Origin of the sequence: Phenylobacterium terrae, assembly GCF_042681205.1 — a bacterium.
Taxonomy (GTDB): domain Bacteria; phylum Pseudomonadota; class Alphaproteobacteria; order Caulobacterales; family Caulobacteraceae; genus Phenylobacterium; species Phenylobacterium terrae.
This window is the reverse complement of sequence record NZ_JBHUEY010000001.1, coordinates 2,354,482-2,375,015: the sequence shown is the minus strand read 5'-3', so window position 1 is coordinate 2,375,015 and position 20,534 is coordinate 2,354,482. Positions and strand designations below refer to the sequence as shown.

The following is a 20,534-nucleotide window of genomic DNA, read 5'->3' as shown; positions in this document are numbered from 1 at the left end:
CAAGGTCGCCGGCGGCGCAGCGTCACTCCCCGGAGGCGCCGTTCCCACCAACAGCGCGGCCGTCGCGCTGACGGCGACGATGAGGGCGCTCCACTTACGCATACGCTTGGACTTTCAGAGGCAAGGCGGATGAGCCGTTAACCGACGCCCGCCCGCCCGCGTTGCAGCGCGGCTACGAATTCCTGGGATCGGCCAGGAACCGCCGGATCCACTCCGCCAGGCGGGCGCGATCGTCGGGGCCCTCCAGGCTGGCGATCGCCTGGGCTGCCTCTTCCTCCCCGATCCGCTTGCTGCGGCGGGATTCGATCAGCGCCTTGGCGTATTCCGGCTCGAACTCGGGATGCAGCTGGATGGAGATGGCCGGCTGGTCGGTCCAGGCGAGCATGCCGAAGGGGCAGAAGTCGCTGCCGGCCACCACGGCGGCGCCTTCGGGGAGTTCGACGACCTGGTCCTGGTGCGAAGCTGGGGCGCGCAGTTCGCGCACCGTGTCCATCCACGGCTGCGGCTCGCGGACGCGGTAGCTGTGCAGGCCGATGCCCCAGCCGTTGGGCGACTTGATCACCTTGCCGCCGAACGCCTCGGCCATGATCTGGTGGCCGAAGCAGACCCCGACCAGGGCCGCCTGGCCGTTGGCGGCGCGCAGGAAGTCCTTCAGCCGGCCGATCCACTCGGCGTCCTCGTAGGCGCTGGCGGGCGAGCCGGTGATCACATAGGCGGCGCAGGCCTGCGGGTGGTCCGGCAGCTCGCCGGCCGTGGCGTCGAAGGTCCGGTAGTCGTAGTCCGGCCCCAGCAGCCGGCGGAACATGGCGGGATAGTCGCCGAAGGTGGCGTCCAGGCCCGAGGGCGGCGCGCCGGTCTCGAGGATCCCAAGCTTCAATAGACCATCCCCTGGGCGACGGCCTTGAGCTTCTCGATGGCCGCCAGCTTGTCGTCGATGAAGTCGTGGTCGATCCACCAGGCCTCGACCTCCTTCAGCACCTGGCCGACCATCGGCCCGCGCGGCACGCCGGCCCGGACCACCTCGTCGCCGTTCAGCGGGAAGGCCGGCGCCGACCAGCCTTCGCCGAGCGCGATCAGGCCCCGCCACTGGGGCGCGGTGGCGGTGCTCGAAGCCGTCGCCCAGGCGAGCTTCACCCGGTCGCGGAAGGCCTGGTGGCCCAGGGCGTAGACCGCCCGCCGGGTCTCGCGCGCGCTCATCCAGCTCTTGATCGTCGGCTCGCGGCCCAGGGCTGCCGCGATGCGGTCCCGATGCTCGTTGGAGAGCCGCAGCCGTTCGGCCAGAACCGGGGCGATGGCCGGATCGTCGGGCATCATGGCCGCCAGCCGCAGCACCGCGTCGGTCTCGAAGAGCTGCTCGCTCTCGATCTCCACCAGCCCCTCGAAGCGGCCGAGCGCGACGGCCTCGGGCAGGGCCACGGCCAGCACGCCGGTCTGGGCCATCAGCCGCACGGCCAGGCGCGGATCGTCGGCGGCCAGCAGCTTGAGCAGCTCGGCCGAGATCCGCTCGGCGGCCAGGTTGGCGATGGCGTCCTTGTGCTCGGCGCAGGCGGCCAGGGCGGGCGCGTCCGGCTCGCCCCGGCCGAACCAGGCGAAGAAGCGGAAGAAGCGCAGGATGCGCAGGTGGTCCTCCAGGATCCGCCGCGCCGGCTCGCCCATGAAGACGATGCGGCCCGCCCGCGCGTCCTCCACGCCGCGGCCGGAGGAATCGAACACCTCGCCGTCGCGCCCTGCGTAGAGCGCGTTGAGGGTGAAGTCCCGCCGCTCGGCGTCCTCCATCCAGTCGGTGGTGAAGGCGACCACCGCGCGCCGTCCGTCGGTGGAGACGTCGCGGCGAAGCGTGGTGATCTCGAACGGCTTGCCGCCCGACACCGCGGTGACGGTTCCGTGCTCGATCCCGGTCGGGACGGCGCGGATCCCGGCCGCCTTCAGCGCCTCGGTCACCTGGTCGGGGGTGAGCGGAGTTGCGATATCGATGTCGCTGACCGGCCGGCCGAGCACGGCGTCGCGGACGCAGCCGCCGACGAACCGGGCGCAGTCCGGGCCGCCCTTCGCCTCCAGCGCGTCGAGCACCGCCACGGTCTCCTTGGCGGTCATCCAGGGGGCGGGGCCGATGCGTGCGCTCATGGGGACTTCTGCTCGTAATGGCCCGGGACCACGCGCCCGTCTTCAAGCGTCTCGGCCGGTACATAGCGGCCGCCGCCGCCGTCGTCATGGAACAAGGGCAGGATCAGCATCGAGAGCGCGAACATCACCGCGGCGGCCGCCACCAGCCAGGCCCAGGGGGTCTCGCCCATGTCGCGGCCGTTGCGCCGGGCCCACTCGCGCCAGACGAACCAGACGACGAACGGCGTGGCCACCAGCACCGCCCGGATGAGGAAGATCCTAAGCAAGCGCGGCCCCGTAGAGCCGGTCGTAGAGGGCCCGCAGCATCCCGGCGGTGGCGCCCCAGATGTACTGGTCCTCGTGGGTCATGGCGTAGAAGCGCCGCTTGTCGCCCGTCGGCAGCTCGCGCTCGTGCTCCTCGTAGTTGGACGGGTCCATGAGGAAGCCGAACGGCGTCTCGAAGACGTGCGCCACCTCGTCGGGGTTCGGCTCCAGGGTGAACCCCTCTGCAATGAAGCCGACCACCGGCGTGACCAGATAGCCGGTGCCGGTGCGGTAGGGCGTCGACAGGCCGGCCAGCTCGACGAAGTCGGGATGCAGGCCCACCTCCTCCTGCGCCTCGCGCAGCGCCGCCTGCCAGGCGGTCTCGCCGGGGTCCAGCCGGCCGCCGGGAAAGGCGACCTGGCCGGTATGCCGCCGCAGCGTGTCGCTGCGCCGCGTGAGCAGCACCGAAAACCCCGCCTCGCGCTCGATCAGGCCGACCAGCACCGCGGCGGGCGTCAGCTCGATGGTCGGATCGGACGGCAGGGGCTCCAGGCCCTGGTCGCCCATGACGACGCCGCTCGCCGGAAGCCGGTCCTCGAGCGGATCGAGATGCCGCGCGATCCAGGCCCGCAGCTCGGCGGGCGATGCGCCAGGGCTCACGGCTGCGCCGCCCCGACCTCGAACCAGGCGCCGTTGGAGGTCACGCCATAGCGCTCGCCGTCCGGCGTCGGCTTCGGCTCGGCCATCTCCACGAGCTCGTAGAACACCGGCCGGTTGATCAGCGCCTCCAGGCCGCGGCGGACGTGGAGGTAGGGGCGCGGCTCGCCGCTCTCGGGATCGACCTCGACGCGGATAGGGTGCTCGGGACCGGCCTCGACCTCGTCGCCCACGTTGGTGGTGAACCGCAGCGCCTCGCCGGCCCGCTCCACGGCGACGGCGACGAAGGGCGCGTCCTCCACCTTGATCTTCATCTTCTCGACCGGCGTGACCAGCCAATAGCCGTCCGGGTCCTTGCGCAGGACGGTCGAGAACAGCCGCACCAGGGCCTCGCGGCTGATGACGGCGCCCTCGTGCACCCAGGCGCCGTCCCGGCGGATGACGATGTCGATCTCGCCCGAGTGGGCCGGGTTCCACAGGTGCACCGGCGGCAGCCCGCGCTTCTTCGGCTCCGCGTCCTGCGCCGCCTTCGCGGCCGCGATCACGCCTTCCAGGCCGGGACGAGCTTCAGCTTCCGCCATGCGACATAGGTAGGCCGCGCCGGCCTGCGCCTCAAGCGGGCTGGACGGGCCCCTCCAGCGGCGGCGCGTTCAGGTCCAGCATCTTGGCCAGCACCCGGCCACGGTCCACAGGCCCCGGCAGCTCGATCCGGGCCCCCGCGGCGGCCGAGAAGCCGACGCGGGCGTAGTAGGGCTCGTCGCCCACCAGCACGACGGCGGCGTAGCCGGCGCGACGGGCCGCCTCGCAGGCCTTCTCCAGCAGGGTGATGCCGTAGCCCGCGCCGCGCAGCTCGGTCTCCACGGCCAGCGGGCCCAGGAAGGCGACCGGCGTGTCGCCGACGCGCACCCGCCACTGCCGCACGACGCCCACCAGTCGCCCCTCCAGGAAGGCGCAGAAGGAGAGCTCGGGCACATAGGTCGCGAACTCGCGCACCCGCTCGGAGACCTTCACGTGGCGGCCCGGCCCGAAGGCCCGGTCGATCAGGGCCTCGGCGGCGGGACTGTCCTCCGGACACTCCGGCAGGATGGCGAGCGTGGGCTTGGGCTGGGCGGTCATCGGCGTGGGGCGGTCTCGATAGGGATAGCGACGGCGACCCGCCGCCCTGCTCAATGCGCCCGGCGGCGGGGGGTTCTTTGCGCCGGCCGCGCGGGCCGACGGAAGATGCAGCCTCGTCGCAGCATGGGCCCTTCCCGAAGAGGCTGTGGCTGTAGGGGCGCCGGACAGGCCCGTCAACGGCGCCGTTGCGGGCCGGCCCGGCGCAAGCCAAGTTGCGCAGCCCCATGTCGGATCCTCCCGCCGAGTCCCTGCCCTCCGCCCGCGCCCTGCTGCGCGAGCGCGACTACGTCCTGTTCTGGGGCTCGCGCTTCGCCGGAGGCCTGGCGGCGCAGATCCAGAGCGTCGCCATCGGCTGGCACATCTACGAGCTGGCGCGGCGGACGATGAACGTCGCCGAAGCCGCCTTCGTGGTCGGCATGGTCGGGCTGGTGGCGTTCATCCCGGTCTTCCTGCTGACCCTGCCCGCCGGCGAGACGGTGGACCGCTACGACCGGCGCAAGGTGATGATGGGCTGCTATGCGGCCGAGCTCCTCACGGTCGGCGTGCTCGTCTGGGCGACCGCGACCGGCGCAGCCACCGTCGGGCTGATCCTGGCGGTCGCCGCCGCCTTCGGCGCGGCGCGCGCCTTCATGGCCCCGGCCGGCACCGCGCTCGGGCCGATGCTGGTGCCCAGGCAGCTGCTGCCCCGCGCCATCGCCTGGAACTCGCTGGCCTTCCAGACCGCCTCGATCCTCGGGCCGGCCGTCGGCGGGCTGCTGCTGGCCCGTTCGACCACCCTGGCCTATGCGACCGCGCTGTGCCTCTACGCGACGGCCGCCCTGCTGGTCTTCCTGATCCGCACGGACACCCAGCCGAAGGTCAACCCGGGCTCGCGCCTGGCGCTGGTCAAGGAGGGACTGGCCTACGTGTGGAACCAGAAGATCGTGCTCGGCGCGATCTCTCTGGACCTGTTCGCCGTCCTGCTGGGCGGGGCGACCGCGCTGCTGCCGGTGTTCGCCCGCGACGTGCTGCATGTGGGCGAGCAGGGCTTCGGCATCCTGCGCGCGGGACCGGCCATGGGCGCCACGGTGGTGGCCCTGTTCCTGGCGGCCAACCCGATCCGCAGCAAGGCCGGCCTGTTCATGTTCACCGGCGTCGCGGTCTTCGGGGCCGCCACCGTGGTCTTCGGCCTCTCCAAGTCGCTCTGGCTGTCGGTGGCGGCCCTGGCGGTGCTCGGCGGCGCCGACATGCTGAGCGTCTACATCCGCCAGACGCTGGTCCAGCTGGTCACGCCCGACAACATGCGCGGTCGGGTGGCGGCGGTCTCGACGCTGTTCATCGGCGCCTCCAACGAGCTCGGCGAATTCGAGAGCGGCGTCGTGGCCCGCTTTCTGGGCCCGGTGGGGGCGGCGGTGTTCGGCGGCGTGGGGGCGATGTTCGTCACCGGCCTCTGGGCCAAGCTGTTTCCCGCCTTGCGCAAGGCGGACCGCCTCGAATAACTGTCTGCCATATTCATAGGGAGCTCTCGGACGAGAGAATTGCAATTATGGGCGCATTGGAAGGCAAGGTTGTCCTGGTTACAGGCGGCGGCAACGGCATCGGGCGCGACTGCGCTCTGATCGCCGCGCAAGAGGGCGCGAAGGTCGTGGTCAACGACCTGGGCGGCGGCCTCAAGGGTGACGACGAGGGCTCCGCGAGCGCCGCCGAGAAGGTCGCCCAGGAGATCCGCGCGGCGGGCGGCCAGGCCGTCTCCAACTCGGACAGCGTGACCAACTACCGGGCCGTCCAAGGCATGGTCGAGCAGGCGCGCGACGAGTTCGGCGGCCTGCACGCGGTGATCAACCCGGCCGGCATCCTGCGTGACGTGATGTTCCACAAGATGACCGAGGACGACTGGGACCGCGTCATCGACGTGCACATGCGCGGCAGCTTCAACGTCGCCCGCGCCACCATCGAGCTGTTCCGCGAGCAGAACGACGGCGCCTACATGTTCTTCACCTCGACCTCGGGCCTGTTCGGCAACATCGGCCAGGCCAACTACGGCGCGGCCAAGATGGGCATCGCCGGCCTGTCGCGGATCATCGCCATGGAAGGCGCGCGCAACAACGTGCGCTCCAACTGCCTGGCGCCCGTGGCCTGGACCCGGATGACCCAGTCGGTGCCGGTGAAGGACGAAGCCGCCGCCGCCCGCCGTCAGGTGATGGCCGAGAAGATCCGCGCCGACCAGCCGGCCCGCTTCTCGGTGGCGATGGTCTCCCCGGCCGCGGCCCACGTGTCCGGCCAGATCTTCGGCGCCTCGGGCGAGACGATCACCCTCTACTCGCAGCCGCGGCCGATCGAGACGGTGACCAAGGAAGAAGGCTGGACGGTCGACACCATCCTCTCCGAGGCGGTGCCGAAGATGCAGCCGAAGTTCTTCGACCTGAACCGCGCGCCTCCGGCGGCCCAGCCGCAGAAGCAGCCGGCGTAAGCTGAGCGGAGCGACCGGCGGCGCCTGCGGCGCAACCGGTCACCGCAATTCGATGAAGGGTGACGGGTTGGGCGCGAGCCCTACCTGTCACCCTTTTTCTTTGGCCTATCGCCCGCCGCTGCGCAGGATGAACGCCAGGATCTCGGCGATGGCGACGTAGAGTTCTTCGGGGATCTCGGTGTCGAGCTCGATGTGGGAGAGGGCCTCGGCGAGGGCCGGGTTCTCCTCCAGCGGCACGCCGTGCTCGCGGGCGGCGGCGATGATCTTCTCGCCCAGCCAGCCGCGGCCGACGGCCACCACCTTGGGGGCCTCCGGCTCGGTGTAGCGCAGGGCGACGGCCAGGCGGCGGGCGACGGGGCCGGTCATGTGGCCTGGTCCAGGAAACGCCCCGGCGGGACGGGCGCGCGCGGCGCCGGCCCCAGCCGCACCGCCAGCTCGGCCTCGAAGCTCGCGCGCGACAGGGCCGCCGTCAGCCGCTCGCCGTCGCGGGCGAGCCGGCGCGCCGTCTCCGGCCGCTCGGCCCACAGGGTCACCCCCGCCTTGGCGCCGCGGAGTACGACCTGGGCCTCGACGGGTCCCATCGGCTCCAGGTCCAGGGCGAAGCGGACGCGCCAGGCCGGCGGGGCGGCGCCGTGTTCGGAGCGTCCATCCCCCTCCCCGTCCGGCGCATCGCGGCGGATCTCGAAGCCGGCCACGGCCGGTCCGTGCGGCGTCGTCAGCGGGACCTCGAAGCTCCATCGCGCCGCGGCCGGAACCTCGTCGGGCGGGCGGGCGGTCGGCAGGGAGGCGATCTGGTGCAGCTCCTGGCGGGCGATCGCCGCCTCCACCTGCGGCGCGAGGGCCCGGGCGATGGCGGCGGGCCCGGCGTCGGCCGGCAGGCTGGGCGCGGCCGGCGCCTGGGGCGCGGGCGCAGCGCCCGCCATCGGCGGCGCGGGACGAGCGGCGGCGGGCGGCGGCGCGGGACGGCCGGGCGCGGCCTCTCTCGGCGGTGGCGCGGCGGTCGGGGCCTCAAGCTCGACAGGCGGCGCGGGCGCGGCTGCGGCCGGCCTCGCGGAGAGCGGCCGGGGCGGTGGGGCGGGTCTCTGCGCCAGGGCCATGTCCGACGCATCGGGGGCGGGCTGCGGCGGCGCACTTTGGGGTCCGGCGGGCGCAGGGGCCGCAGACGTCGGAGCAGCCGCGGCCGGCGCCGAAAGCTGCGGCGCAGAGACAGGCGCCGCCGCCGTGTTCGGCGGAGCGGCCGCCTGCGCCGTCGCAGCCGGCGGGGTGGGAGGCGGAGCGGCCGCGGGCGGCGCCGCAGGAGCTCCCGCCGCGGCCGTCGACGGGGGCGCAGGGGCAGGAGCCGTCGCGGCCGGTGCGGACGGCGGCGCCGGCTGACCGCTCGGCGGCGAGGCCGGCGTCGGCTGGGCGCTGGCCGGTGCAGGCGGAGACGGCTGGGCGGTCGCCGCCGCCGCCGCTGGGGCGGGGGCGCGAGGCGGCGCCGACTGGCCCGCCGCCGGCGCGGCGGCCGCGGCCTGAGCCGGCGCTGGCGGGGCGGCGCGGGGTTCGGGCGGGGGCGCCGGCGCGTGGGCGGCCCGGCCGGACGGCGGCGGGTTCGCCGCGGCGGGCCGGTCAGGGGCCTGAGGCGCCAGGTCGGCGACGACCTGCTGCAGCTTCACGAGCGCGGCCTTCAGGTCGCTGGTTGGGCGGGGCGGGACGCCGGCGGGCTGCGGCCGCGCGAGCCGGGCCTCCAGGAAGAGGCCGGAGACGGCCAGGGCCTGCTTCAGCCCCTGGGGCGTGGTCAGCGCCTCCGGGCGAGCCTGCAGGGCCATGACCGTGCGGACGGCGGCGCGCAGCGGGGCGGGCAGGTCCGGCTGCTCGGCGAGCCGCGCGAGGTTGGCCATGAGCGGCGCGACGCTGTCCTGCGAGATGGCCGCGCTCTGCGCCGCCGCGCCCGCGGCCTGGGCCAGCTGGGGCGGCAGGAGGATCGCCGGCATGGCCGGCGGGGTGCGGGCGGGCGCCGGCGCGGCCGCGGCTGGCGGCGCATCCGCGCCGGGGGCGGGCGCCGTCCGCGGCGCCGGAGCCTGCGGCTGGGCGGCGCCCTGGCGGGCCTGCGTCTCGCCCTGGGACTTGCCGTCGGACCGGGGCGCGGCGGGCGCGACCGGGGCGACGGGCGGAACCGGCGCCGACGGTGGCGTCAGGCCGGCGGCGGCCAGCACCCGCTGGGCCTCCGGCGACAGCTGCGGCACGGGGAAGACGGTCACGGGCGGCGCGCCTTTCGGGTCTTTCTCCCGGCAGCGTAGGCCGTCACGGTGAAGCCGCCCTTAAGCCTCCGCGAGCCGCGCCAGCGGCTCGCCGGTCAGCCGGCGGACGATCCAGTCGTCCAGCGCCGCGGCCCCCAGGGCGTCGTAGAAGGCGATCGACGGCGCGTTCCAGTCGAGCACCGCCCATTCCAGCCTCGCCAGCCCCTCGGCCACGCAGCGGCGGGCGAGGCCGGCGAGCAGCGCCTTGCCGGCGCCGCGGCCCCTGGCCTCTTCCCGCACGAACAGGTCCTCCAGGTAGATCCCGTGCCGGCCGGCGAAGGTGGAATAGCTGTAGAACCAGAGGGCGAAGCCGACGGGCGTTCCGTCCGCCTCGGCGATGTCGCAGAAGACCCGCGGCGCGGGCCCGAACAGGTCGCGGGCGATGTCGGCCTCGGTGGCCTTCACCTGGTCCAGCAGCCTCTCGTACTCGGCCAGGTCGCGGATGAAGCCGTATATTGTCGCGCAGTCGGCGGGGCTCGCGGGTCGGACGGCGATCTTGGCGGCCTGCAGGGGAGCGTCGGTCATGGCGGTGTCTTCGGAGTTCCTGGACTATCTGCTCGAGCAGCTCGAGCCGCTGGGCCGGGTGACCAGCCGGCGGATGTTCGGCGGCGCCGGCCTCTACCGCGACGGGATCATCTTCGGGATCGTCTCGGGCGAGGCCGTCTACTTCAAGACCGACGAGACGAACCTGCCCGACTACGAGGCGGCCGGCGCCGAGCGGTTCGATCCCATGCCGGAGCGGCCGGCGAAGTTCAGCTACTTCTCCGTGCCCCCGGACGTCCTCGAGCAGCCGGACGAGCTGGCCGAATGGGCCCGCAAGGCCGTGGCCGCCTCCGCCCGCCGGCCCGCCAAGCCCGCTAAGCGGCCGCGCCGGCCCCGATCGTGACGCCGGGCGGCGGAACCGAGTCCTCGGGCACGAAGAAGTCGGGCATCAGCGGCCGCGACGGGTCCACCCGGTAGGGCTCGAAGTCGCGCACCCCCTCGCCGTAGAGGAAGGTGTCGTCGATCAGGCAATTGCCGCTGAACTGGCGCGCGGGCTTGTTGAAGATCGCGTAGGCCGCGTCGGCCATGATCTCCGGCTTGCGGCAGCTCCTCATCCCCTCGTCGCCGGCCAGGGCGAACTGGATGGCGGCGGTGGCGATCCCGGTCCTGGGCCACAGGGCGTTGAAGGCGATCCCGTCCTCGCGGAACTCCTCGGCCATGCCCAGCACGCACATGCTCATGCCGAACTTGGCCATGGAGTAGGCCACGTGGCCCTTGAACCAGCGCGGGTTCATGTCGAGGGGCGGGCTGATCATCAGGACGTGCGGGTTGGCCGCCCGCTTCAGGTGCGGGATGCAGGCCTTGGAGGTCAGGTAGGTCCCGCGCGCATTGACCCCGTTCATCAGGTCGTAGCGCTTCATCTCGGTCTGCAGCGTGCCGGTCAGCTGGATGGCGCTGGCGTTGTTCACGCAGATGTCGATGCCGCCGAACCGCTCGACGGCCTTGTCCACCGCCGACATCACGCTGGCCTCGTCCCGCACGTCGACGACCAGCGGCAGGGCCTTGCCGCCCGCCTTCTCGATCTCCTCGGCGGCCGTGTAGATGGTGCCGGGCAGGTGCTTGTGCGGCTCGGCGGTCTTGGCGGCGATCACCACGTTGGCGCCGTCGCGGGCGGCGCGCAGGCCGATGGCCAGGCCGATCCCGCGGCTCGCGCCGGTGATGAAGAGGGTCTTCCCGGAGAGCGACATCGAACCCCCTCCCCTACCCGAGCTTGCCGAAGTCGGGCGCGCGCTTCTCGCGGAAGGCGGCGAAGGCCTCCTTCGCTTCCGGCGACTTCAGCTGGGCGGAGAAGTGGCGGCCTTCCTCGTCGATCCGCGCCGCCAGGCGGGCGGGGTCGCGCATCAGCGCCTTGGTGATCGCCACCGCGCTCGGCGGGCGGGCCGCCACCGCTTCGGCCGCGGCGCGGGCCTTGGCGCGCAGCTCTGCGGCCGGGACGGCCTCGTTGGCGATGCCCCAGGCCACCGCCTTGGCCGCATCCACCGCCTCGCCCAGGACGAACATGGCGAAGGCCCGGGCGTGGCCGATCCGCTCCGGCAGCTGCAGGCTGGAGGCGGCCTCGGGCACCAGGGCGAGGTTCACGAACGGCGTGGTCAGCAGGGCGTCCTCGGAGACGTAGACCAGGTCGCAGTGCAGCAGCATGGTGACGCCCACGCCCACCGCGCGGCCGTTCACCGCCGCCACGATCGGCGTCTTGGCCCGCGCCAGCGCGCTCAGCAGCGGATTGCCCCCGCGCCGGGCGTCCTGGGCCGAGGCCTCGCCGGCGTTCACCGCCGCGAACTCGCCCAGGTCGTTTCCGGCGGTGAACATGTCGCCGTTGGCCTGGATCAGGACGCAGCGGACGTCCCTGTCGAACTCGGCGCCGTCGATGCCGTCGGCCAGCGCCTGGTACATCTCCCGCGTCAGGGCGTTCTTCTTCTCCGGGCGGTTCATCGTCAGGGTCAGCACCCCGGCGGATTTCTCGGCCAGCACGTGCTGTTCGGTCTGGACCAGGGTCTCGCTCATCGGCGCCTCCTCACGTCTTACTGCGTAAAGGCTAGGCCGCGGACGCGACGGCGTCGATCCGATTTCCTCTAACAGCGGCATGCGAAAACAGGCGCTTGGCCGCCCTTGCGGTCAAGCCGCGCCACAGTTCCGCCTCCGTGGCTTGTTCATCCTTGATTAACACGCTGTGGCGGCGTTTTAGTCGCCCGCAATGGAAACACCCCCCAGGAGAGTAATAAGCATCATGAAGCCCTTAAGGCTCGGGCTCATCGCCGCTGTCGCGATCGGCATGCTGGCGCCGGTCGCCGTTTCTTCCCAATCCAAGGACGCAGGCGTGTCCGAGAAGGACCGTCAGCGCGGCATGGCCGAGGCCCCGGCCATCGCCCAGGCCGCCGGCGTCACCTGCCAGGTCTCCGACGCCCGCTTCATCGGCGAGGTCGCCGACAAGAAGGCCAAGACCAAGAGCAGCTACTACGAAGTGGACTGCTCCGAGGGCCTCGGCTTCGTCCTGCAGAACACCGCCGGGGCCAAGCCCTCGGCGTTCACCTGCATCGAGGCCAGCGCCCCCGGCGCCGACGGCAAGCCGAGCGCGCTCGCCTGCGCCCTGCCCGGCAACCAGAACAGCACCGCCGACGTCGCGGCCCTGGCCAAGAAGGCCGGCGTCGCCTGCCCGGTCGAGAAGGTCCGCGCGGTCGGCCAGACCACCGACAAGAGCCTGTTCGAAGTGCTCTGCGCCGGCGGCACGGGCTACATCGTGACCGCCAGCAACCCGCCGATCGCCTCGGCCACGGCCGAGGCGGCGAGCTGCCTGCTCTACGACGAAGCCAACACCAACATCTCCTGCACCCTGGCCGACAAGGCGGCCCGCCTGGCGGTGGTGGACACCCTGGTCCAGCAGTCGGGCACGAGCTGCCAGGTCAAGGACCGCAAGTTCGTCCTGATGACCAAGCAGAACGACACCTACTTCGAAGTCGCCTGCCAGGACGGCAAGGGCTACATGATCAAGGCCGACGCGGCCGGTAAGGGCTCGGCGGTCGACTGCGCCAAGGCCCAGCACATCGGCGGCGGCTGCACCCTGACCGACGCGCGCGCCGCGGCCACCGAACAGGCCGGCCTCTACACCCGGCTCGCCAAGTCGGCCGGCCACAACTGCGAAGTGACTCAGTACGGCGCCCTGCCCGCCGCGGCCGGCAAGGACGTGGTCGAGCTGGTCTGCGCCAACGGCCCCGGCGGCATCGGCGTGTTCGAAGCCAACGGTTCGGGCAAGGTCTACAACTGCGCTCACGCCCTGGTGGCCGGCTACCGCTGCTCGCTCAACAAGGGCGACACCGGCGCCTCGGCCCTGACCGCCGACCTGAAGAAGCTCGGCAAGGGCTCCTGCACGGTCAAGGACTCGCGCCTCGTCGGCAAGACGGCCAACGGCAGCGCCTACGTCGAGGTGAACTGCTCGGACGGCCTGGCCGGCTACATGATCGAGTACACCGCGGCGACCGTGACCCCGAAGGAAGCCATCGGCTGCGCCTTCGCCAAGGGCATCGCCGGCGGCTGCAAGCTGCCGGGCAACACCTGAGGCGCGGCGCTACAGCCTGAAGTCAGAGGCCCGCGGGGACGCCCCCGCGGGCCTTTTTCTTTGGTCTCACCAGGCGGGGCGCACCGACGAGATCGCGTCGCCGAGGCCGAGGGAGCGGGTGTCCGAGACGCTCCGGCTGACGGTCACGCAGCGGCCGCGGTAGCCGGCGTCGGAGCAGACGATCCACGGCCCCGAGCCGCGCTCGATGCGGATCGAGCGCACCCGGTCGTTCAGGCCGGTGTGGTCGAGATTGTCCACCGGACCGTCGATCCAGGCCGGCTGGCCGCGGAACCCACGGCCCTCGAACAGGCCGATCGCGCCGCCAGGGTAACCGCCGGGATAGCCGCCGTAGCCCGGTCCCGGCCCGTAACCGGGAGGATCGTAGGGCGCGGGCAGCGGCGCATAGGGCGAGCCCGGCCGGCCGACGGCGCCTGGGCCCAGGCAGACCAGCCCGCCCTCGGCGTCGACGGTGATATCGCTGGCGCAGCTCAGCACGTTGATCGAGGACTGAGCCCAGCCGTTCACGCCGCGACAGCGGGCGTTCAGGAACTGCCCCTCCATGTAGATGTCGGTGCACTGCCGCTGATAGCTGCCCGGCGGCGGGCCGCCGTAGGGCTGGGCCTGAGCCGGCGCCGCCGCCGCCGCCAGCGCCAGGGCCGAAAGGGCCAGGATCGTTCGCATTCTTGCGCTCCAGTCTCGTCCCTTGAGCACTGTAACGCTTGAAACGTCCTGACGGTCCAGATCAGCCGATCGCCGCCTCGATGAACATCGGGCCGCGCTGGGCCATGGCCCCGGCGAACACCTTCTCGAAGTCCTCGGCGGTCTCGCAGCGGACGGCGGGTACGCCCATGCCCTTGGCCATGGACACCCAGTCGATCTTGGGATCGCCGAGGTCCAGCAGCTTGGAGGCGGCGGGCCCGGCCTCGGTCCCCGCGCCGGTGCGCATCAGCTCGATGTTCAGGATCCGGTAGACGTGGTTGGCGAAGACCACGACGGTCACGTCGAGGTTCTCGCGGGCGATCGTCCACAGGCCCTGGACCGTGTACATCGCCGCCCCGTCGCCGTTCAGCGACAGCACCTTGCGGTCGGGCGCGGCCACCGCGGCGCCGATGGAGAGCGGGATGGCCTGGCCGATCGCCCCGCCGGTCAGGGCCAGCACCTCGTGCGGCGCGGCCTTGGCGCAGGGCACGGCGACCCCGCCGCCGGAGGTCACCGAGTCGTCGCAGATGATCGCCCCTTCCGGCAGGTGGCGGGCGATGGCGATCCCTGCCGACTGCGGCGTCAGCGCCCCGGCCGGCGCGGCGTCCGGCTTCACCAGCGGCTGCACCGGGCCCTGCCTGGGGGCGCCGAGCGCGTCGGCGAGGGCGTTCATCGCCGCCACCGCATCCTCGGACCGGGAGGCGAGCTCGGTGGTCTGGCAGCCTTCGGGCACCAGCACGCTCGGCCGGCCCGGATAGGCGAAGAAGGCCACGGGCGTGACGGTGCCGACGAAGACCATCAGGTCGACGCCTTCCAGGTCGGCCAGGGCCGCCTCGCCGAAATACTGCATCCGGCCGGGCTGGAAGTGGCCGGCGCCGCGGGGCTGGCGGGCGACGAAGGTGTCGGCCAGCACCCGGTAGCCGGCGGCCGCCAGCCGGCCCGCCGCGGCCATGCCGGGCGCCAGGCAGGCCTGGCCGCCGATCAGGAACACCGGCTTCTTGGCCTCGCGCAGGGCGCGGGCGACGGCGTCGACCTTATCGCCGGCCGGCTCGGCCCGCGTCGGCTTCTGGGCCCGCACGGGCTCGGACTTGGTCTCCAGCCAGGCGCTGTCGGCGGGCAGGATCAGGCTGACCGGCCCGCCCGGCGGGCCGTAGCTGGCCGCCACGGCCTCGGCCGCCACGCCGGCCACGGCGTCGGGGCTGTCGGCGCTCTTCAGCCAGATGGAGTTGGGGCTGGCCAGGGTCGGGATGTCGGAGTTCAGCGGCGCGTCGTACTGGCGGTGGTAGGTCGCGTGGTCGCCGATGACGTTGACGATCGGGGTGAAGGCGCGCCGGGCGTTGTGCAGGTTGGCCAGGCCGTTGCCGTAGCCGGGGCCCAGGTGCAGCAGGGTGCAGGCCGGCCGCTCGGCGATGCGACCGAAGCCGTCGGCGGCGCCGGTGGCCACGCCTTCGAACAGACACAGCACCGGGCGCATGGCCGGCTGGCGGTCCAGGGCGCTGACGAACTGCATCTCGCTCGTCCCCGGGTTCGCGAAGCAGGCGGTGACCTCGTTGGCCAGGAGCGTTTCGATCAGGGCGTCGGCGCCGTTCATGTTCAGAACACCATCACGTCTGGAGGGGCGGGGTCGGAGTAGAGGCGCTCGACGTCGGCGGCGCGCAGCCGCCGGGCGAGGGCCTGGGCGATGTAGCCCTTGTCGGTGATCTCGCCGGCGCCGGCGTTGGGCGGGCCGTCCAGCACCAGGGCGCGGGTCACCTTGCCGCCGCCCTTGGCCGCGGCGTTGTAGCGGGAAAGCCCCTCGCGGGCCGCAGCCTGCACCTGGGCGCGGTCCATCGTGGGGTTGGGGTAGAGCAGCAGGCCGACGCCGGCCTCGCCCTCGCCGCAGACGACCGCGTCGGTCACCGCCCCGCCGATCGCGCCGACGGCGGCGATGCGCAGGTCGCCGACGGCCACGAAGGTGCCGCTGGCCAGCTTGAAGTTCTCCGAGATGCGGCCGTCGAACACCAGCCCCTGCATCGGGTCTTCCGGATCGACGAAGCGGGCGGCGTCGCCCAGGCGGTAGAAGCCCTCCTCGTCGAAGATCTCGCCGGCCAGGTCCTCGCGGCCGAGGTAGCCCGGGGCCACCTGCGGGCCCTTGACCCGGAACTCCAGCTTTCCGGCGACCGGCGAGAGCTTCACCGCCGTGCCCGGCACCGGCAGGCCGATCAGGCCCATGCGGTCGTTGGGCCAGTGGACGTTGCAGGCGGTGGGGCCGGTTTCGGTCGCGCCGTAGCCGCTGGCGAAGCTGATCTTCTCGCCGACCGTGCGCACCGCCACCGCCTGGATGCGGTCCGCCACCTCCTGGCCCAGCGCCGCGCCGCCGTACTGCAGCACCCGCACCCGCGAGAAGAAGGTGCGGGCCAGGGCCTCGTCCCTCTCCAGCTCGTCCACCAGCAGCATCCAGCCGGCCGGGACCATGTTGCAGTAGGTGGTGGCGACCTCCTTGAGGTTCCGGACGGTCTCGGCGAACCGGCCCGCCACCGGCTGGCCGGCGTCGATGTAGAGCGTCCCGCCCCGGTGCAGGCCCATCTGCAGGATGGCGTTGGCGCCCAGGCTGTGGCTCCAGGGCGCGGAGTTGACCATCACCGGCGGTTCGGGGTCGTCGTAGCAGGCGGCGACCTGGGCCGCGGTCACCGCCAGCCGCCGCTGGGCGATGATCACCGCCTTGGGCAGGCCCGTGGAGCCGGAGGTCAGCAGGTATTTAGCATGGTCTTCGGGCCGCGCGCTGGGCGCTGCGGGCGCGGCGTTCCACAGGCGCTCCAGGGGGATGTCGCCGTCTCTCGCGTTCTTGCCCGCGATCACCGGCAGGCCCTGCAGGAAGTCGGCCTCCAGCGCCTCGCGGAACAGGGCCGCGTCCTCGGTGTAGACGGCCGCCGGCTTCAGGACCTGCACCGCGTGGGCCAGCCGCGAGAGGTCCGCGCCCGGCAGGCCGTACTGCGGCGAGACCGGCGCGGCCGGCAGGCCCTGGCTCATCGCCGCGTACTTGATCAGCGCATGGTCGATCCCGTTGCGGGCCAGGATCAGCAGCGGCCCCTTGCCGACGACGTCCAGTTCGCGCAGGCCGCCGGCCAGCGCCGCGACGCGCTCGTGCGCCTCGAGGTAGGAGAGCTTGCGCCAGCCCTCGCCCGCCCGTTCGGCGAGCCAGGTGCGGTCCGGCGCCTCGCGGGCCCAGTGGGCCAGGGGCTCGACGGGCGTCTGGAAGGTGGCGTCGAAGGGCGTGGGGTTGGTGAGCACGATCTCGCCGCCCGGGCGGCGGTCCACCTCCAGCCGGCGGGGCGCGTAGCGCGGGTCGCGGAACGGCGCGGTGGCGATGCGGAGCTCGGCGTCCATCCCTCCTGGGTTAGCCGCTGGCGGAGCCTTCGTCGAGATTCCTCAGCTGACGCTCGAGCCACAGCCGCTCGGCCGGCGCCGGCGAAAGGGCCAGGGCCGACTTCAGCGCGCAGGCCGCCTCCGCCCGCCGCCCCGCCTTCACGCAAAGGCCCGCCCGCGCCGCCTGGTAGGGCAGCCAGCCTTCGACGCCCGTGATCGCCGCGAGCGCGGCTAGACCCTCTTCCGCGCCCCGCGCCTCGCCGATCGCCACGGCCCGGTTCACCGCCGTCGCCGCGTGCGGGCGGACCAGCATCAGGATCTCGTAGAGGGCGGCGATGTCGGGCCAGGGCGTCGGCCGTCCCTCGATGCGGGCGCAGTGGGAGGCGTGGACGGCGGCCAGCAGCTGGCGCGGGCCGCTGCGGCCCATTTCGGCCGCGCGGTCCAGGAGACGCACCCCCTCGTGGATCAGGTCGGCGCGCCAGAGCCCGACCTCCTGCCGGTCCGGCGGGACCATCGCCCCGGCCGCGTCCAGCCTGGCCGGCCGCCGCGCCTCGGCGAAGCGGACGAGGGCGGCCAGGCCCAGCGCCTCCGGCTCGTCCGGCATGAGCTCGGCCAGGAGAGGCGCAGCACCTCCTCGGCCAGGCCCGAGGCCTCGCCCGCCAGGGCCGCGTCCTCGTAGGCCTGGGCGTAGGCGACCTCGAGCGTGCTGAGCACCGCCTCCAGCCGCTCGGGCCAGGCCTCGCGTCGGGGGATCTCGAACGGCACGCCGGCGGCGGCGATCTTCTTCTTTGCCCGGGTGATCCGCTGCAGCATCGCCGGCTCGGCGACGAAGAAGGCCCGGGCCAGCCGCTCGGTGGAGAGGCCGCAGACCACCTTCAGGGTCAGCGCGACCCGTGCGTCCGGCGAGATGGCGGGGTGGCAGCAGACGAAGATCAGCCGCAGCCGCTCGTCCGGGATGGGGGTGTCGGCGGCGATCAGCGCCTCCTCGGGCGTGGGCGCCGGCTCGGGCGCGTCGAGCACCGCCCGCGCGCGCACGGCCGCTCGGCGCCTGGCGTCGATCGCCCGGCGCAGGGCCGCGCGCCAGAGCCAGGCCGCCGGATCGCGCGGCGGCTGGTTGGGCCAGGCGACGAGCGCCGCCGCGCAGGCCTCGGCGAAGGCGTCCTCGGCGGCGTCCAGGTCCCGCAGCCGCGCGGCGAGGGCCGCCACCACCCTCGGCCGCGCGGCCCAGATCTGCTGGCCGATCCGCTTCATCAGCCGTAGTTGGCGTGCGGCCGGACCTCGACCTTGCCGCCCGGCGTCACCGGGATCTTGCGGGCCCAGTAGAGCGCCTCGTCCAGGTCCTTCACGTCCAGTTCGTAGTAGCCGCCCAGGTGTTCGCGGGTCTCGGCGAACGGGCCATCGTGCAGGGTCTGGGCGCCGTCCGTGCCGGTGCAGACGGTGGTGGCGGTGGACGAGGGCTCCAGCGGCGCGCCGCCGTAGACGACGTTCTTGGCGCGCAGCTCCTCGCCGAGCTTGCGGTGCTTGGCGACCACCTCCATCAGCGCCTTCTGGCCCGCCTCGCCCTGGTAGGCGCCCTCCGGCTCGTAGATCAGCAGCATGTATTTCATCGTCTCTTCCCTTCGGGCCTCGATGTTGCGCGACGCCGATGCGTGCGTCACCGGGGAGACGCGCGGGCCTTGGGAGATTCGACAGGGCGCATGGCGATTGCCGGTACTCTCGCGCGAGGCGAACCCTTAGGACGAGGCATGACCACCGACGAGAAGGCGAAGTCGAAGCGGCGGCCCCCGATCAGCCTGGCCGCGCGGCTCGCGGGCCTGGTCCTCGACTTCACCCCGGGGGTGTTCGCGGTGCTGGCCTTCGCGGCCGGCGCCGTGATGCTGGCCGCCAGCGCCACGCCCGAGATCGGCGCCCGGCTGGAGCCGGTGGCGCGCTATGCGCCGGTGCTGGTCATCGAGCTGTCCCACTTCCTGGCCAGCGTGGTCGGCTTCCTGCTGATGGTCATCGCCAGCGGTCTGTGGCGCCGGCAGCGGGGCGCCTTCTGGATCGCGCTGGCGCTGCTCGCGGGCGGAGCGGTCTTCTCGGTCCTCAGGCACGCGCCGGTGATCGAGCCGGCGCTGCTGGTCGGCGTCGCCGCAGCCATGCTGCCCTGCCGCAGGGCTTTCCGCCGCCGCTCTCGCCTGACGGCGGGCGCGATCAGCCCGGTGTGGCTGGGCGCCATCGTCGTCACCGTCGGGGCGGCGGCCTGGCTCGGCTTCTTCGCCTACCGGGACATCCCGTACACGGACGAGCTCTGGTGGACCTTCCTGCGCGACGCCGACGTCGCCCGGTTCCTGCGCGCCGAGGCGGCGCTGGCGCTGCTCACCCTGCTGCTGGGCCTCAGCGTCCTCTTCAGCCGCCCGTCCGCCCGCGGCCGCGGCCGGGCCAGCCCCGAGGACATCGAGCGCGCCGCCGCCATCCTGGAGACCGCCCAGGACGCGCCGACCAACGCCGCGCTGGCCCTGGTGGGCGACAAGGACCTGCTGTTCTCGGCCTCGGGGCGCAGCTTCCTGATGTTCCGGGTCCGCGGCGCCCACTTCGTCGCGCTGGAGTCGCCGGCCGGCGATCCGGCGGAGCGGCGCGACCTGCTCTGGGCCTTCCTCGAGCTCGCCGACCGGGAGGGCCGGGGCGCGGTGATGTACGGGGTCGGCGACGAGCTCCTGCCGGACCTGGCCAGCCTCGGGATGAGCATCCGCAAGGTGGGCGAGAGCGCGACCGTCGATCTCTCCACCTTCAGCCTGACGGGCCGGGCGCGGCAGGACCTGCGCACCGCCCGCAACCGCGCCGAGCGCGAGGGCTACCGCTTCGAGCTCCTTCCGCCCGGCTCGGCCGCGGCGCACGAGGCGGAGCTGTCGCGGATCTCCAACGCCTGGCTCGCCGCGCAGAAGGGCGGCGAGAAGGGCTTCAGCATGGGCCGCTTCGACCTCGCCTACCTGAACCGCACGCCCCTGGCCGTGGTCCGCGGGCCGGACGGCGCCGTCGCCTTCGCCAACCTGCTGGTCAACCGCGCCCGCAGCGAGGTGGGCGTCGACCTGATGCGCCACCTCGAGGTCCGCAGCTTCGTCATGGACTACCTGTTCGCCGAGGCCATCCTGTGGGCCCAGCGCGAGGGCTATCGGACCTTCGACCTCGGCAAGACCCCCCTCGCCGGCCTCGACGACCACGACCTCGCCCCGCTGTTCATCCGCCTGGGCGACCTGGTGTTCGACGAAGGCGGCGCGCTCTACAGCTTCCAGGGCCTGCGCGCCTACAAGACCAAATTCTCGCCCAGCTGGCGTCCCGTCTACATCGCCGCCACCCCCGGCGTGCCGATGGTCAGCGCCCTTCTCGACGTCGCCCTGCTGTCCAGCGGCGGCTGGCGCGGGGTGCTGGGGCTGCGGGGAAGGCCGAAGGGCTAGGGCAGCGCTCTCTACTCTTGCCCCAACCCCCACCGTCATCCCGGCCGCAAGCCCGCCCTGGCGGGCTGGAGAGCCGGGACCCCGCCGGCAAGGCG

At 73.2% G+C, this 20,534-nt stretch carries 22 protein-coding genes; 5 read left to right on the top strand and 17 right to left on the bottom strand.

Annotated features, from left to right (window positions below; all coding sequences use genetic code 11):
- Positions 1–172: 172 nt before the first annotated feature.
- From ACFSC0_RS11900 to ACFSC0_RS11875, 6 genes are read right to left on the bottom strand one after another with little or no spacing between them, the layout of a single operon-like run.
- Entirely contained in the window at positions 173–877 is a 705-nt protein-coding gene (locus ACFSC0_RS11900; protein ID WP_377283945.1) for a type 1 glutamine amidotransferase, read from the bottom strand.
- Positions 874–2,124, bottom strand: coding sequence for a CCA tRNA nucleotidyltransferase (locus ACFSC0_RS11895; RefSeq protein WP_377283946.1), 1,251 nt, complete (start codon positions 2,122–2,124; stop codon positions 874–876). Before ACFSC0_RS11895 ends, ACFSC0_RS11900 begins: the two co-directional genes overlap by 4 nt.
- Positions 2,121–2,390: a DUF6111 family protein gene (locus ACFSC0_RS11890; RefSeq protein ID WP_377283947.1), complete on the bottom strand. Its 270-nt coding sequence runs from the start codon at positions 2,388–2,390 to the stop codon at positions 2,121–2,123. Before ACFSC0_RS11890 ends, ACFSC0_RS11895 begins: the two co-directional genes overlap by 4 nt.
- Complete coding sequence (locus ACFSC0_RS11885; protein WP_377283948.1) at positions 2,383–3,027, bottom strand: CoA pyrophosphatase; 645 nt, start codon at positions 3,025–3,027, stop codon at positions 2,383–2,385. Before ACFSC0_RS11885 ends, ACFSC0_RS11890 begins: the two co-directional genes overlap by 8 nt.
- Positions 3,024–3,605: a DUF1285 domain-containing protein gene (locus ACFSC0_RS11880; RefSeq protein ID WP_377283949.1), complete on the bottom strand. Its 582-nt coding sequence runs from the start codon at positions 3,603–3,605 to the stop codon at positions 3,024–3,026. The genes ACFSC0_RS11885 and ACFSC0_RS11880 overlap by 4 nt, the downstream gene beginning before the upstream one ends.
- Before the next feature lie 31 nt (positions 3,606–3,636).
- A complete protein-coding gene (locus ACFSC0_RS11875) occupies positions 3,637–4,140 on the bottom strand; it encodes a GNAT family N-acetyltransferase (RefSeq protein ID WP_377283950.1) in 504 nt (167 codons plus the stop codon).
- Between the two features lie 224 nt (positions 4,141–4,364).
- Between ACFSC0_RS11875 and ACFSC0_RS11870 the strand changes: the two genes are divergently transcribed.
- A complete protein-coding gene (locus tag ACFSC0_RS11870) occupies positions 4,365–5,618 on the top strand; it encodes an MFS transporter (protein WP_377283951.1) in 1,254 nt (417 codons plus the stop codon).
- Between the two features lie 47 nt (positions 5,619–5,665).
- Positions 5,666–6,589 (top strand): SDR family NAD(P)-dependent oxidoreductase, encoded by a 924-nt coding sequence (locus ACFSC0_RS11865; RefSeq protein ID WP_377283952.1) that lies wholly within the window; start codon positions 5,666–5,668, stop codon positions 6,587–6,589.
- A gap of 105 nt (positions 6,590–6,694) precedes the next feature.
- Here the strand turns inward: ACFSC0_RS11865 and ACFSC0_RS11860 are convergent, their stop codons facing one another.
- From ACFSC0_RS11860 to ACFSC0_RS11850, 3 genes are read right to left on the bottom strand one after another with little or no spacing between them, the layout of a single operon-like run.
- Entirely contained in the window at positions 6,695–6,955 is a 261-nt protein-coding gene (locus ACFSC0_RS11860) for an EscU/YscU/HrcU family type III secretion system export apparatus switch protein (RefSeq protein WP_377283953.1), read from the bottom strand.
- Positions 6,952–8,829 carry a flagellar hook-length control protein FliK gene (fliK, locus tag ACFSC0_RS11855; RefSeq protein ID WP_377355147.1) on the bottom strand — a complete coding sequence of 626 codons (1,878 nt, stop codon included), beginning with the start codon at positions 8,827–8,829 and terminating at the stop codon, positions 6,952–6,954. Before fliK ends, ACFSC0_RS11860 begins: the two co-directional genes overlap by 4 nt.
- A 60-nt stretch (positions 8,830–8,889) precedes the next feature.
- On the bottom strand, positions 8,890–9,393 hold the full coding sequence (locus ACFSC0_RS11850; RefSeq protein ID WP_377282722.1) for a GNAT family N-acetyltransferase: 504 nt from the start codon (positions 9,391–9,393) through the stop codon (positions 8,890–8,892).
- On the opposite strand from ACFSC0_RS11850, the gene ACFSC0_RS11845 reads away from it, so the two are divergent.
- Complete coding sequence (locus tag ACFSC0_RS11845; RefSeq protein WP_377282723.1) at positions 9,392–9,754, top strand: TfoX/Sxy family protein; 363 nt, start codon at positions 9,392–9,394, stop codon at positions 9,752–9,754. The genes ACFSC0_RS11850 and ACFSC0_RS11845 overlap by 2 nt on opposite strands.
- Here ACFSC0_RS11845 and ACFSC0_RS11840 read toward each other — a convergent pair.
- Together ACFSC0_RS11840 and ACFSC0_RS11835 are read right to left on the bottom strand one after the other, a co-directional pair.
- Positions 9,726–10,598 (bottom strand): SDR family oxidoreductase, encoded by an 873-nt coding sequence (locus ACFSC0_RS11840; RefSeq protein ID WP_377282724.1) that lies wholly within the window; start codon positions 10,596–10,598, stop codon positions 9,726–9,728. The two genes, ACFSC0_RS11845 and ACFSC0_RS11840, sit on opposite strands and share 29 nt — an antisense overlap.
- Before the next feature lie 13 nt (positions 10,599–10,611).
- Entirely contained in the window at positions 10,612–11,412 is an 801-nt protein-coding gene (locus ACFSC0_RS11835) for an enoyl-CoA hydratase-related protein (protein WP_377282725.1), read from the bottom strand.
- Between the two features lie 223 nt (positions 11,413–11,635).
- Between ACFSC0_RS11835 and ACFSC0_RS11830 the strand changes: the two genes are divergently transcribed.
- A complete protein-coding gene (locus tag ACFSC0_RS11830) occupies positions 11,636–12,961 on the top strand; it encodes a hypothetical protein (protein ID WP_377282726.1) in 1,326 nt (441 codons plus the stop codon).
- A 66-nt stretch (positions 12,962–13,027) separates the two neighbouring features.
- Here ACFSC0_RS11830 and ACFSC0_RS11825 read toward each other — a convergent pair whose 3' ends face one another.
- From ACFSC0_RS11825 to ACFSC0_RS11800, 6 genes are all read right to left on the bottom strand, one after another.
- On the bottom strand, positions 13,028–13,642 hold the full coding sequence (locus ACFSC0_RS11825; RefSeq protein ID WP_377282727.1) for a beta/gamma crystallin-related protein: 615 nt from the start codon (positions 13,640–13,642) through the stop codon (positions 13,028–13,030).
- A gap of 61 nt (positions 13,643–13,703) precedes the next feature.
- The gene (locus ACFSC0_RS11820; protein ID WP_377282728.1) at positions 13,704–15,251 is read right to left on the bottom strand and encodes an acetolactate synthase large subunit; all 1,548 of its coding nucleotides are present in this window, start codon (positions 15,249–15,251) and stop codon (positions 13,704–13,706) included.
- Between the two features lie 2 nt (positions 15,252–15,253).
- Complete coding sequence (locus ACFSC0_RS11815) at positions 15,254–17,026, bottom strand: feruloyl-CoA synthase (RefSeq protein WP_377282729.1); 1,773 nt, start codon at positions 17,024–17,026, stop codon at positions 15,254–15,256.
- Between the two features lie 10 nt (positions 17,027–17,036).
- Positions 17,037–17,582 (bottom strand): DUF6596 domain-containing protein, encoded by a 546-nt coding sequence (locus tag ACFSC0_RS11810; protein WP_377355179.1) that lies wholly within the window; start codon positions 17,580–17,582, stop codon positions 17,037–17,039.
- On the bottom strand, positions 17,471–18,256 hold the full coding sequence (locus ACFSC0_RS11805) for a sigma factor (protein WP_377282730.1): 786 nt from the start codon (positions 18,254–18,256) through the stop codon (positions 17,471–17,473). Before ACFSC0_RS11805 ends, ACFSC0_RS11810 begins: the two co-directional genes overlap by 112 nt.
- Positions 18,256–18,612, bottom strand: a complete 357-nt coding sequence (locus tag ACFSC0_RS11800) for a YciI family protein (RefSeq protein ID WP_377282731.1) — start codon at positions 18,610–18,612, stop codon at positions 18,256–18,258. Before ACFSC0_RS11800 ends, ACFSC0_RS11805 begins: the two co-directional genes overlap by 1 nt.
- 138 nt (positions 18,613–18,750) lie before the next feature.
- Between ACFSC0_RS11800 and ACFSC0_RS11795 the strand changes: the two genes are divergently transcribed.
- The gene (locus ACFSC0_RS11795) at positions 18,751–20,439 is read left to right on the top strand and encodes a phosphatidylglycerol lysyltransferase domain-containing protein (RefSeq protein ID WP_377282732.1); all 1,689 of its coding nucleotides are present in this window, start codon (positions 18,751–18,753) and stop codon (positions 20,437–20,439) included.
- The last annotated feature ends 95 nt before the right edge of the window (positions 20,440–20,534 follow it).